This window comes from Desulfatiglans parachlorophenolica (assembly GCF_055394735.1).
This window is the reverse complement of record NZ_AP042460.1, coordinates 546,279-559,946: the sequence shown is the minus strand read 5'-3', so window position 1 is coordinate 559,946 and position 13,668 is coordinate 546,279. Positions and strand designations below refer to the sequence as shown.

10 protein-coding genes are annotated in these 13,668 nt (G+C 50.2%); 2 read left to right on the top strand and 8 right to left on the bottom strand.

Annotated elements, in window-relative coordinates; genetic code table 11:
* Positions 1-66: 66 nt before the first annotated feature.
* Positions 67-1,208 (top strand): IS3 family transposase gene (locus ACZ500_RS02650; RefSeq protein WP_464230987.1). Its coding sequence is split into 2 segments (ribosomal slippage): positions 67-339 and positions 342-1,208, totalling 1,140 coding nucleotides; the frame shifts between segments, so codons are not numbered across the junction.
* 212 nt (positions 1,209-1,420) lie between these two features.
* Here ACZ500_RS02650 and ACZ500_RS02645 read toward each other — a convergent pair.
* The 7 genes from ACZ500_RS02645 to ACZ500_RS02615 all read right to left on the bottom strand — a co-directional run bounded on the left by ACZ500_RS02645 (position 1,421) and on the right by ACZ500_RS02615 (position 13,189).
* Positions 1,421-2,911 (bottom strand): lipopolysaccharide biosynthesis protein, encoded by a 1,491-nt coding sequence (locus tag ACZ500_RS02645; RefSeq protein ID WP_464230986.1) that lies wholly within the window; start codon positions 2,909-2,911, stop codon positions 1,421-1,423.
* A gap of 70 nt (positions 2,912-2,981) precedes the next feature.
* Positions 2,982-4,082, bottom strand: a complete 1,101-nt coding sequence (locus ACZ500_RS02640; protein WP_464230985.1) for an NAD-dependent epimerase — start codon at positions 4,080-4,082, stop codon at positions 2,982-2,984.
* Positions 4,083-4,328: 246 nt separating this feature from the next.
* A complete protein-coding gene (locus tag ACZ500_RS02635) occupies positions 4,329-7,976 on the bottom strand; it encodes an SIS domain-containing protein (protein ID WP_464230984.1) in 3,648 nt (1,215 codons plus the stop codon).
* A 169-nt stretch (positions 7,977-8,145) separates the two neighbouring features.
* On the bottom strand, positions 8,146-9,243 hold the full coding sequence (locus ACZ500_RS02630; protein WP_464230983.1) for a hypothetical protein: 1,098 nt from the start codon (positions 9,241-9,243) through the stop codon (positions 8,146-8,148).
* A 315-nt stretch (positions 9,244-9,558) separates the two neighbouring features.
* Complete coding sequence (locus ACZ500_RS02625) at positions 9,559-10,746, bottom strand: carboxylate--amine ligase (RefSeq protein WP_464230982.1); 1,188 nt, start codon at positions 10,744-10,746, stop codon at positions 9,559-9,561.
* 243 nt (positions 10,747-10,989) lie between these two features.
* Positions 10,990-12,051, bottom strand: coding sequence for a polysaccharide deacetylase family protein (locus ACZ500_RS02620; RefSeq protein WP_464230981.1), 1,062 nt, complete (start codon positions 12,049-12,051; stop codon positions 10,990-10,992).
* A gap of 67 nt (positions 12,052-12,118) precedes the next feature.
* Complete coding sequence (locus tag ACZ500_RS02615; RefSeq protein ID WP_464230980.1) at positions 12,119-13,189, bottom strand: glycosyltransferase family 2 protein; 1,071 nt, start codon at positions 13,187-13,189, stop codon at positions 12,119-12,121.
* A 32-nt stretch (positions 13,190-13,221) separates the two neighbouring features.
* Between ACZ500_RS02615 and ACZ500_RS02610 the strand changes: the two genes are divergently transcribed.
* A complete protein-coding gene (locus ACZ500_RS02610; RefSeq protein WP_464230979.1) occupies positions 13,222-13,398 on the top strand; it encodes a hypothetical protein in 177 nt (58 codons plus the stop codon).
* Here ACZ500_RS02610 and ACZ500_RS02605 read toward each other — a convergent pair.
* Positions 13,359-13,631, bottom strand: coding sequence for a hypothetical protein (locus tag ACZ500_RS02605; RefSeq protein ID WP_464230978.1), 273 nt, complete (start codon positions 13,629-13,631; stop codon positions 13,359-13,361). The two genes, ACZ500_RS02610 and ACZ500_RS02605, sit on opposite strands and share 40 nt — an antisense overlap.
* Between the last annotated feature and the right edge of the window lie 37 nt (positions 13,632-13,668).

Here is a 13,668-nt window from a genome sequence, read left to right as displayed (position 1 = left end):
GAAGTGGACCCCTTAAATGGGACCACAGATTAAGGTATAATCTGAGGTCAAGAAAGGGGGACAACGATGGCGAAGCGACGGAGATTCACCAAGCAATTCAAGGCCAAGGTGGCGCTGGAGGCAATCAAGGGACAACGGCCGGTTCACGAGCTGGCGAAAGAATTTGATGTCCATCCGAACCAGATTGGGCAATGGAAAAAGCAGCTGTTGGAAGGTGCCTCGCAGCTTTTTGATCGCGGTCAGGACGCAGATACAGCCGCCCAGGCGGCTGAATTGGATCGGGCGTATCGGCAGGTCGGACGCCTTCAGGTCGAAGTGGATTTTTTGAAAAAAAAAGTCGGTCATCTGGACTGACGATTGCGGCGAAGCGGTCTATGGTTGAACAGGATCATCCGGACTTGAGCATCCGCCGGCAGTGCGGTCTGCTGAAACTGCACCGATCCAGCTACTATCGCGGCCCAAGGGGTGAGAGCGAGAAGAATCTCGAGCTGATGCGGTTGATTGACGAAGAATATCTTCGGCACCCGTTTTTCGGAAGCCGTAAAATGCGCGATTATCTCGTACAGCTTGGGCATGGGGTCAACAGGAAGCGGGTTCGACGTCTGATGCAGCTGATGGGGCTTGAATCCATCGCTCCCCGAAAAAAGCGGACAACCGTGCCTGACAAAGGTCATAAGATTTATCCCTATTTGCTGCGCGATCTCCCAATCGTACGGCCGGACCAGGTATGGGCAAGTGACATTACGTACGTTCCGATGCGGGGCGGATTTGTGTATCTGACGGTTGTCATGGACTGGTACAGCCGCTACGTTCTATCCTGGGAAGTGTCGGTCACCATGGATGAGAGCTTCTGCGTGAGCAGCCTCGAGCGGGCCCTGAGACGGTATTCGAAGCCGGAGATTTTCAACACGGACCAGGGATCGCAATATACCGGAGCCGCTTTTACGGGGGTGCTCACGGACCACGGAATCAAAATCAGCATGGATGGCAAAGGCCGTGCGACAGATAATATCATGGTCGAACGTCTATGGCGCTCGCTAAAGTACGAGGATATTTACATCAGGGAATACGAGACGATAGCGGACCTGATCGACGGCCTTAGGGCCTACTTCGAGTTCTACAACAACCGCCGGCCGCACCAGGGGCTGAACGGCCGGATCCCGGCAGAGGTCTACTATCAAACACCGCTGCTTAGGATGGCAGCCTGATGGGCTCGGGTACAGTAAGCCGCAGCCGGCTTGGCCACGCCTCGCCTGAGCTCCGCAAGGCTCCGCGAGGCGAGGCCAAGCCCCGACTAACGAACAGTCGGAGTGAAATTGGAGTTCTTACACCTTAAATCTCTCGAAAACTGGTCCCGTACTTGGGGTCCACCTCAAAATGTAAACAAATAATTTAGTCACATAATATGAAATCTCGAATTTCAATTGCTTCTATATATAAATTTTAGTGATTTGAATCTAGTTTCTATCATAAATTTAATTTGATCCAGCTCATCTTTTTCGAAAAAATCCATGAAATAGATGGATAATGGATAAATAATCATGAGCAGAAAATTAATTATAATTCTAAAAACAATTCCCGTATCAGGCAATTGATACCAGATGAAAAGGACAAGTATAAAAGCCAATATATTTTTTATCATTCTTATATATTGATAGTTTATCGGGTATATGGCTTGACTTATTATCCAGGCGAGGACGGCACGTACTGTATAGGCGATCATCGTGGCCCAGGCAGCTCCCATGATTCCGTGATTTGGTATTAGAATAAGACATAATAAAATGTTAATAGCCGCTGTTATTAATAGCAAAGGAATAAGATACACTGTTTTTTTCTTCAGATAAAAACTTCTACTCGGGATAAAAAAAAGAAATTGCATTATTGATGATATAGCTATGATATGAACGATGGGTAATGCGCTCATGTACTTACTTGATGCAAATATTAAAAGAAGCTCTTTCCCCATCATGATAGTAGCTAATGCCAACAAGAGAATCAGGGCAAAATTGTAGGTTGTAACATAAGCGAATATCTTTTTTGCCTCTTGCTCATCTTCATCCGTCGCTGTTTGATAATAGAAAGGCAGGATTGCCCAATGGATGCCGCTGATGACAAGTTCGAAAAGGATGCTTCCTATCGCGTAGCCAACGGCGTATATCCCTACCATCGCCAGGGCGACATAGCTCTGGAGGATCAGTTGATTGGCCATTTTGAGCGCCCAGTTCCCGAGTCTTACGGGACTGTCCGGCAGGCCGAAGATCAGGGACTTCTTTGCCACTGTCCAGGAAAACCGAAAGGTAAGATAGGGGTAGAGATAGTAAAGGTAGACGACATAGAGGATGGCCGATGCGATACATGCCCCGAGGATGGGGCCGAGGGCCTCCATTCGGTAAACAATGACAAAAAGAAGCGAAATTCCGACAATCAGAGTCATCTGTGCCAGATTGAGCACGACGAAGCGTTTGGCTTTTCCCTCCGCCCTGAAAATGGTCCTTGGCAGAATGCCGATGGCTGCCAGAAGGACCGTGATCAGTGTCAGGATTCCATAGGGGCGAAAGGGAATATCTTCGATGAAGTATTCCCAGAGGGGGGCACCCAGAAAAAGAAACGGGATAGATATGCAAAGACCGAAGCCTGTTGTCAGGAAAAACAGCGTCGAAAAGAGCAGTTCGCGCTCTTTTTGCGTCCTGCAATCATAGTAGAACCGCATGGAAGAGGCTGGGGTTCCGACTTCATAGACAACGGTAAGAAGCTCGCGGATGGTCCTGACAATGGAGAGCACCCCGTATTCTCGGGTCGACATGCATCGCGTAAAGACGGGCATGGTAATGATCGAGAAGGAGCGCATGAGGATGTTGCCGACGGTGTAAACGGAGGATTCACTGAACAGTCTCTTCAATTTTCCGTGCATGATACCCCGCCTGGATCAGGAGGAAAGGTTTGCATGCAGAGGCATTCGCCCCCCTTTCTTTAGGGTGCGGTTACATCGCGGCCATGCAGATCATCTGCTTCCGGTTTGCCTGCCCGGTTTCGCCGGTCGCGTGCAGGCTGTGTTTTAAACCGTAATAATCCATGTACCATTGGATAAACCTGGGCACGCCCTCTTTGACGGTCGTAGGCGGCAAATAGTCGAAATCACGCTGAAGGTCCCTGATGTCTGCGAAGGTGGCAGGCACGTCACCTGCCTGCAGCGGCAGATACTCCTTCACGGCCTCCAGACCGAGCGTCTTTTCGATCACGCTGATGAAATCTGTGAGGGGGACCGGTTGACCGTTGCCGATATTGTAGACTCTGAAGGGGGCGTAGCTGGTGCCCGGATCCGGCTTCTCGCCTGACCAGGCCGGATCGCTTTTCGGGGGGTGTTCCATCACTCTGACAACCCCCTCGATGATATCATCGATATAGGTGAAATCCCGCTGCATCCTTCCATAGTTGAAGACCCGGATGGGCTGTCCGGCAAGGATCGCCTTGGTAAAAAGGAACAGGGCCATGTCGGGTCGGCCCCATGGGCCATAGACCGTAAAAAATCGCAACCCGGTGCACGGAAGCCCATAGAGATGGCCATAACTGTGGGCCATTAATTCATTGGACTTCTTTGTGGCGGCATAGAGTGATACAGGATGATCCACATTTTGGTGGATGGAGAACGGCATTGCGGTGTTTGCACCATATACCGAGCTCGAAGAAGCAAAGACCAGATGATCTACGCCTCGATGCCGACATGCTTCGAGGATGTTCAGAAAACCGACAATATTGCTTTCGATATAGGCACCGGGATTTGAGAGGGAGTATCGTACGCCAGCCTGAGCCGCCAGATGAACGACGGCATCGAACCGGTTGCGGGTGAATACCGTCTGCAAGAGAATAGAGTCTTTTAAATCGATCCGGTGAAACACAAAATGGGAGAAACGTTTGGTCAGCTGTTCCAGTCGATCATATTTTATTTGAACATCGTAATATTCGTTCATATTGTCTATCCCAACGACCTCATCACCGCGCTCCAAAAGCCGCTTGGCGAGATGAAATCCGATAAATCCGGCTACCCCTGTTACGAGGACACACCTCGAATACTTTGATCCCATTTTGAATCCTTTCATAGATTTCTGTTTGTGCATTGGATGTGGTCGTAATTGCATATAGAAGACATGCCAGAGATGATTTTTATTCAAAGCTTTCGACCGCTAATTCCCAATCTTTAAGAGCCGGTCCTGGTTTTGCCCACGTCAAAAAGGTCAAGCGTTTGGGTGGGGTCGACTTGTGTCTGGCCCGTGCAAACAATCGTGCAGATGAACGGCGAGATTGTCTGGGAAGATTATTTCCGCATGTATCTAGACGAATGATGGTTCGAGATTGCCGTAATAGTTTGTAGGAACGGTAACGGATTCTGAGGTTACACATTTTTTATGTCTGATTCCGTTTTGTTGGCGGATGATCATATTGGCTATTATATCGGAAGATTCGACGAATAGATCATCGACATTGATGCTGTCGATGATATCGTTATTCCATATGACTGTGCTTTCCTGCACGATATTTTTTATTTGATGGAATTTATCCCCCAACGCACTTATCTTTTTCTCCAGTGCAACGTCTCTGTTGAACTTGACGTTTATCAGCAGCAAATATTCAATCGCGCGCGGGACGCTTTGGGTCTGGGACATGATTGGAATCACGACAAATTTCCGATTGTCTCGACGGCCTTTGCCGACGAGAACGTGTCCGTTTTGTACGACGATCTTCTTGGTTCCCAGGAGACGGTTGTCCTGTTCGACGCGGGATGGGATATCTTTCAGCGCGCCGTCTTTGCTGATTACGGTGATTGTCGTCGCTTCGACGGGTTCACCCAGAAGGTTCAAGTGATCGATGCGGTAGAGAATCGATCCTTTGATCAAGGAAATCACCGACTGCAGATTTCTCAAGAGAATCACATTGCGGTTTGAAAGTTGTGTAATATCGAATCCCTGGGCGACCAGCCGATCGAAGATCAATCCTTTCGCCCTGTTATGGTCGCTTATTCGGCTGGTGCCGACGGTAACGGTTTTGGCTTGATGCTTGATGGCATCGACTGGCCGTGCCAGGCCGTCGATACACGTATCCAGGCAGGAAAAGAGTTTGTTCAGGATGTGGGTTGCCGTCCCTTTTACGCCGAAATCCATTTCGAAGTCAGAAGCGGGGAGCCTTCCCGAGAGGTATTTCAGCAGGAGTATCAGGTCAGAGGCCGATCGGAGACCGATGACCGTGGGGATTCGTTTACCCGCCTTCAAGCCGCGGAACTGATGGTAGAATTTAATAATTTCCTCCCTGAAGCTGTCCTCTAGCAGGATTTCATAGACGTCCAGTCCCTTGCGGGAATAGTCTTCGATGCGATTGCGCAGACTTTCCCTGAACTCGAAGAGCAGGTTGCTGATATCGTTGATCGTGAGGGCTGCGTAATACCCCCACAGATGACCGACAAGCGTGTTGACGATCGGTGCCAGGTGTTGTTTGACGGCCGGCACGTGAAAGACATCCTCGGCATAGGGGTCGAAGCGATCCTCGCCCTCATTGGCGATGACGACCGGCAAGGCGTTGTGGGCCTTGAAAATGGCTGTGTCCTTGACGATGTCACCGATGACCTTGCCGTTGGTTCCGGCCGTGCAGACAAAGATGAGGGGCTCGGAAGACAGATCGATGTGTTTCTTGTCTTCGACATAATCCGATGAGATCGTCTTGTAACAGAGTTCGCTCAATTTGATCCGGATTTCATCCGCCGAAGCCTTGTTGGGTCCGCTTCCGACGGCGGCCCAGTACGTCCTGCTCGCTGCGAGGCGGCGCGCCGAAGCCTCGATTTTGGGCGCCATCTTCAGGGTGGTCCGCATATGGGCGGGGATCTCGATCAACCGCTTGATCTCTTCCGAGATGAAGGAGCGATCCCGGCAATGGCTGATTTCAGCCAGCGCGAGCCCAAACAATGCGCCGGCGATGATCTGGCTGTAGAAGGCCTTGGTGGATGCAACGGACATCTCGATGTCGCGGCCGCTGCTCGTGTACAGGACGCCGTCAACCTTGAAACAGATCTCCGAGTCTCTGCGGTTGACGATCGTAAGCGTGCAGGCGCCTTTGCTTCTCGCCATATCGACGGCAAGAATCGTGTCCGTGGTGGTTCCAGATTGAGTAACCGCTACGACACAGGTATCGGACATACCGTATTCCCCGGTTATTTCCTCCATCCTGAATCCGCTGAGTTCGGAAGACTTGAACGCCCCGATCTGGATGCCAAGAGGGAGGAGATAGTGGTCCACGATCTCCGCGGAGGCCTTGGCCGCCACACCGGCTGTGCCCTGTCCGATGAAGAAGATGCGGCGAATCCGTTTTTCGCGCAGGGCATTGCTCAAAGAGGCCGGAATCATTTCCTTGACGGGTTCGATCCCATACATTTCCCCTGACTCTTCAAGCATCCGCCAGCGGTTGGTGAGGGTTCTTTCGACGGATAGGGGTGACTCGAAGATCTCTTTCAGAAAGTAGTGGGGAAAGTGTTGGCGGTCGATATCCCTGGATCGGATCTGCGTTGTACCGAGGTGTTTTTCAGTAACGGTCGACGGGGTTCCGTCGTAATGAAAGAAATCCATGAGCGAGGGCCACTCCTTGTCCGGTTCCTGACGAATGACGCAGATTTGTCCTTCTTTTTGCCCCTGCATCCGATAATACCGAGCGGTTTCCTCGACGAACCCGTATACCTCGGAGGCAGGCATAATACATTCCTCTCCTATGCCAACGAACAGCGATTGTCCGCCACCCTTTTGGGCCAAAAAGAGCTTTCCCGGCGCGAGATTGGTGTGCATCGCTATAGCATGGGACCCTTCGAAGTCGCTTACGGTTCTGCGAAATGCCTCTGCCACATCGTGGCCGTCCCGGATGTATTTGTGGACCAGCAGGGGGATAATCTTCGTATCCGTTGCCATCTCTTTGTGGATGTGACCGTGATACGGTTTCAAAAGCTCTTGGTAGTTATCGATATCACCGTTTAGGCAGGCGTGTATGATCCCATTTTGATGGCTTTTGCAGGCTATGGTACGGCTGTCGACCGGATGGCAGTTGGGCTCCGTGATCGCACCAACGGATGCCCATCTGGTATGTGATAAGATGGAGCAATGCCGGTACTCTAAGACAAGCTGTTGCAAAATCCGATCGTTACGGATCGATTCCCTCAGCAACTTCACATTGTCTCCCAGCCTACCTACTTCAGCCGCAACCTTGTAGGTAAAAGCCAGCCCGATCATATCTTCTGAAAGGGAACCGACGCTGATATCCCGGTTTCCAAGAACGTCGCAGGTAGTTCGTCTTTCGAATTCCCTGCCGTAATCCATCGCTTCTATCAGCTGTTTGGATTTGAGGTAATCATTGTTGCTCAGATAAATCAGAAAGGATATTCCGGCTGAGTCGCGCCCGCGGACTTCAAGGCGATCAATGCTGTTTAAGACGGTATTCACATTTTTATAGAATCGAATGGTTCCTGATGAGGGATTTTCTACAGTGTTTAGCAAGTATTTTACGTTGGCTACATTCTGAAGCAGTTCCTTTTCGAGGCACCAGGTAATATCCCTGAGCCATTCGATACGGCGCACCATCATGTCCAGATCATCGGCATCGAGGCGACCCATAAGGTCCGAACAACGCTGGCCTTCCGTGCATATGACCCTGGAAAGACGGCAAACCCATTGAGCGAGGACTTTTTGTTTTCCGCTTTCCCGAAAGATCTGATTGAATGTGATGCTGAGGCTCAGTGCCCGCAGTTGTTGATACAGCTCGGAAAGGACCTCGTCTCCCCCCAGGTATCCCGCTGAAAGTCTGGTGCCCATTTTCCCTGAATAGGAGAGGCTTTTACGTTCAATGTCTGTGAACCCTTTCAGGATCGGATCAAGATCCAGTAGGGCACTTTTTTTGGGCTTTATGGCGATCAGGCCCGCGATGCCGCAGCACAAGAAGTTATCCCGCAAGGGAAAAAAGACGATGGATCCTTCCGGTATACCGATTGGACTCCGTCCGATGAAAACCCGAATCGAGAGGAATGCTATAAATCTCCCTAAAATTCTTTTCATCAGGAGGCTTAGGTAAAGTAGTGTTGTCGATCGAGAATTCATGATGTTCCCTCCGAGGAAAATGGCTTTACCACCCTTGCCTAATACCTATAATTCGGATTTCACCATCATCCCAGATGTTACCGTTGACTCCGGACATATCGATCACATCGGCATTTATTTCGATATTTCGGTTCATATGCACATCGCCTTCCCTTACACCGAAATTCACCCAGCATTCACCATCGACGGATGCAGCGGAGATGGTGACATCGCGGTTCAGATGGATGTCGCCGCTTTCAAGAGCTTTAAAATTGATGTGTGAGTTGCCGACGATTTGGCAGTTTTTCCGGATATTTATTTCTCCCCGGGAGGTGATCAATTCGATATGGCGTCCCAATATTGAAGCCCCTTCTTTCAGGATAATCTCTGATCCGGCGCGCGTTGTTTCCAGGTAGACGTCACCGTCCCAATCTTCCGTGCTATTTCCCCCAAGCAAAATCTTTCCATTGTAACTGATGAATATGTAATTGCGTGAGACAACCTGGAAATCGTTTCCTCTCAATCCGGGGTAGGCTGAACTGACTATGGGGGAAAGCAGATCGCTGATAACCTTGCCGCCGTTTGTCAGGACGAATGCACCTCCTTTGAAGAGGGTTTCACAACGCGTCGCTGAACCTCCCATGATTTCCAGGGGATGTTCCACCACCAGTGTTCCTGAGTATTCGGTCTTGCCGACCGGGCACTCAAAATAGCCATCACCGTCACGATCGTAGAGGACGATATCCGGAACGTTATCTCCATCTGTATCGTATTCGACCTGTTCCAACTGGTATGAGACATGAAGACGGGCGCTGTAATCCGATGCCCTTTCGCTCGTAAAGATTCCCCGGTAGGCCGAGCTGCAGGAACCGTCGGCAAATAGTGTCAGGGCATGACCGCCTCGCCATCCAGGCCGATTGATGATCTCCTGAATAATCGGCTGCAGAGAAGCAGTCCTGTTCCATCCCCATAGGGTCCAAGGCCCCGGGGTATCGAGGACGGCGGCGGAGGTCTTCGGCCGGTTGGCGATATCACCCATAACGGTTGTGAAAGGTCCCGAATCGTCGGAGGCTTCACCGAGGTAACGAAGCGTCAGCGAAGCGCTTTCCTTCTGATTGCAGAAGAGTTCCAGAGCGGCGCCCAAGATCTTGACCCCGCGGGGCAGGGGCATATTCTCGAAACGCCACCCGACCAAGTATCCTTTCCCAACGTAAGCGTAGCTGCTCGAGATATTTGCGGTTAGATTGTACAGCTTTGCATATCCGTCACTCTCCTTCGATTGTAAAACGACTGTTTCGTCCACGATGCCTCCCGTCGCGGATTGTGGGATCATTGCAAAGCCCAGGAATACAACGGCTGACATGATTTTATAGAAACGCGGCATCTCTTATCCTCCGTTCATGTATAACAAAAGATGGTTGATGCGAACTCCGTTTGAGCAACGGAGGAACGGTTTTCATCAATCGCTCAGGAAACGGCGCCACGGGACTGAAAGCATGTGCGCCAGAAGATGCAGTGCAGGTGCCGGATCGTCCCGTGCTGAAATGGCAAGTGTTTTTTTGCCGCGATAAGATGACAGCCATTCACGGATGGTCATTCTTCCGGCGAGCAGATAGTCGAGGGATGAGCGGAGGTCTCTTTCCTCGTGAATCCATTTGACTGAACAGCGCGACTCGCTCAGTTCAGGCAGAGGGAGCCCCACGAGGTGACAATAGGCCAGGTAGGTCAAGTTTTGCCCGCATGCAGTGCTGATGCCGTGCGGAAACCATGTCCTCGCGGTCACTTCGATGACCTTGTAGGCCTGGTCCCTGATATCCAGGCGGAACTCTACCGAACCATACCCGGTGAATTCCATGGCCTGAAGAATCTCGATGGATTTCGATGCAATCCAAGGGTTCCAAAGACTCTCCGCCATGCTGGATGTCCCATAGTCCGGTGGATATTGGCGGAGTTTACGCCCGGTGAAAATTCCCATCGGGCGGGAAGCTTTGTCTAGATAGGCCAGAGAGAAGAAGAGGCGATCGTCTCCGCCCGGGATGCGCTCCTGTATGATGAGATCTTTATGCAGGGGCATCAATTGGTTTTGTACCTTCAAAAGGTCTTCCCGGCTTTTTGCGGTGAAAAGTTTCTGATCGGGAAAGAGTTGACGCCATCCGAGATTGGGTTGAAAGGGCTTTACGATACAGGGAAACCGGACTTGGTCCGCAATTCCCCGCCATTCTTCATCGGACTGCGCGAAGAAGGTCTGTGGTATCGCAAAGCCTTTCAGTTCCGCAAAGCGGTAAAACAGTTGTTTGTCGAGTGTGAGCCGGACGATCTTCTTTTCCGGGAAAGAAAAATGGTAATAGGGCTCGAGTCTTTGCCGTTTTTCGCTTAACAGTTCGAGGCTGAAGTCTCCGGAAGGAAACAGCACGCCGCGTTGCGGCAGCCGTTTACCGAGGTTTACGAGCAAATCCACCAGACCCTCACCGGATTTGAAATCCGCGCACAGGAGCCTGCGGCAGTAGCGTGTCCGGGCGGTATACTGCTTGAGGTTGCGATCGATTCCGATGACCGGGACGCCTTGCCTTCCCAGGGACCTGACAGTGGCAAGGCCGTTTTGACCCAGGCCCAATACGACGGCTACCGGAAGGGCGTCGGAGTGCATGTCATTTTCCTCGCAGAATGTTTGAAGCTTCATTGTCGTGAAGATACAACATGTTTCACTGGGAAATGAACTCTCTGAACCAAGATCCAGTGTGTTCTGGCAAAGCTGAAGAGGTGCACGCAGTGAGAAATTGCGTTCTCTGCGGGACTCACACCTGCTGTTATCGGAGTCGGCTTTGATCAGGGGCCGTATGTCGACACGGAATCGAGCTTCAGATGAAGAGATGGGATCCAGGGTTGGGGGTCATTCGCGGCCTCTACCGTATATGACTGGTGGATACTGACTCGTTTCCCGGCCGACCCAGAAGTTAAAACTCGCCAAATTGCTGTAGGTCCGGTAAATGCCCTTGCGTCTAAGGGCCCATGGATCGTCTCCACGATGGACGTGTCCCGGAACGGATGTCGCTGCTGAGAGGTACCCGGCCTCTTCCAGCAGTGCTTTGAGCGTCTTGTTGAAATTCAAGTAGTCCCCGGGATTTGGATAACTGAAATGCTCGACCGGCGCATCCAGTGCCCTTTCCAGCATATCCTTTGACTGTCTGATTTCCTTGTCTGCCTCGTCGAGGGAAATGAACGGGAGCGACGGGTGACTCAACGTGTGAGAGCCGATCTCCATCCCCTGTGCACGCATCTCGTGAACATCTTTCCATGTCAGCATGAGGCCGTCGAGTTCTTTCATGTCAGAAATCTTCAGCGCAGCCTTCCTGGAAATCTCAGACAATACCGATTCCCTTCCCGAACAATTCATACGCACCATCATCTTTTTTAGATTGTTGTATGCTGATTCTTTATTTGCAGCGTCATCAACCAGCAAAGATACTGAGAGGGATGAGAGATTCAATAGTGTCTTGTTCGTTTTGTAAATGAGAAATCGTAGTTCGGATGGCCATGGAGGTCGCTTATCAATGCAATCGACCGTTAGATAGAAAATCGCTTGGATATTGTATTTTTTTAATATGGGCAATGCATAGATATAATTATCACGATAACCGTCGTCAAAACTCACGACGAATATGCATCGATGGCCTATTGCGTTATCTTTATATTTTTTTATAAAATTGGTTAGATTTTGCGGTTGATAATATTTCTTCATGAATAACATCTGTTTATCAAAATCACGCGCGCTAACGGATAAACTTGGGGAAATATATGCCATGGATGATTTTTTTTCTGCTACGACCGAATGATATTGTAGGATCACCCCGCTGATATTTCTGTCGTTTCCATTGAGCGTAGGACTCAAACAGGATTTTAAAAAGAAAGCCTGTTTTACCAACGATTTTGGGAAGGCAAGAAAGATTTCCACGGTGGAATCCTCGTTTCCGAATTGAAAATCTGTTTGGACTTGATCGATATTTATGGACGGCATTCTTTCAGGCGGGGCGGAGCCGGGCGGAACTGATGGTGAAAAGATGTCGAAGGCCTGAAAGAAACCCCATGCCCCAGGCCACATGGATGGAGAAGAAGACCACCGGCAGGATGAGTGCTGACCGGATGCCGCGTTTTGTAGCCGTACAAACGGATACGAAGAGGTTGGCCAGTGCATAGCTCCCCCCGACCAACAGCAGAGGAAGCAAATGCAAGGAGGCCAAGGCGATGGCGATCAAAAGGCTTAGGACGAAGAGCGGCGGAATGATCTGCCGGTAGACCAACGATCCGGGATGTTCAGCCAGCATCTTCACTTTCCAGTTTCCATAGCTGAAATATTGCTGTAAAAGTCCTTTTAGACAACTACGCGGGAAATAATAACATTTGAGACTTGGAGACAGGAGAATGCCTTTTCCTCTCTGGCGTAGTCTGTAGTTCAGTTCGTAATCTTCGTTGATGAGGTACGACTCGTTGTATCCGCCGACCTCGAGAAGCGTTTCCTTCTTCCAGCAGCCGAATGCCACCGTGTCTACCCACCGTTGCGAATCGGCATATCGGTAATAGGCGTTACCCACACCGAACGGTGAGCTGACACCTATCGCGATGGCTTTGCCTACCAGTCCCCGTCCAACAGGCTGAATGATTCCACCGACATTCCCGGCTTGTGTTTTCAACAGGAGCGTTACGGAATTCATCACATAGTTGATGTCATAGAGGGTGTGGGCATCGGCTCGTATGATAACGTCTCCTCTTGCTTCACGGATCCCGATATTCAAGGCACAAGGAATGATACGCCTTGAGTTTTCGAGAACCCGGATGTTTGGATGACGATCCGAAAACGCCTTGACGATTGCACGTGTCTGGTCACGGCTTAAACCATCGATCACTAAAATTTCTACAAGTTCCTGCGGATAGTTTTGCTCAACGAGTGATTCGAGGCAATCGGAAATGGATTCCTCCTCGTTGTACGCGGGAATAATGATGCTGACCATTGGCATTCCAGGATCATTCGATTCATATCCACGTATTTCACAAGAAGCTTCGGGACTCCGCGATGGTGTATAAAACGGTTCCATGAGAAAATCCTCTAATGAGTTTCCATCCGGAAATGGTCATTTTTGCCAATCTCAGCGTCAATCTGCACGTTTGCTTGTGCGGCGACCTACAGGTCGCCTCCGCACAAGCGCTTTATTTTCTTGATATTGGCAAAAAATCCTCATTTCCGGATGGAAACAAGTTAGCGGTTCAAATAATAAGCTGGTCAGCGTGTTTTCCTATAATTTGACATTTGTCCACGAGTCGAATCGCCTTTGCGAGTCGCGCGTGTAGAACGGCTCTTCCAAATGGGTGAATCCTGTCGAGTTTTCCTGTATCAATATAGACTCTTTGGGTATCGATCGAGAATTCTTCGATAGTATTGAGCAGACGTGCAGCAGAATCACCATCAAAATCGCCCTTCAGGCGAATATGAAGTGTTTCACAGTTCTTTCTAAGATCGATTTTAAAATTGCTAGCCATGGCATCCTCATTGGAGTTCTTATAGGGGTTTTCAAGG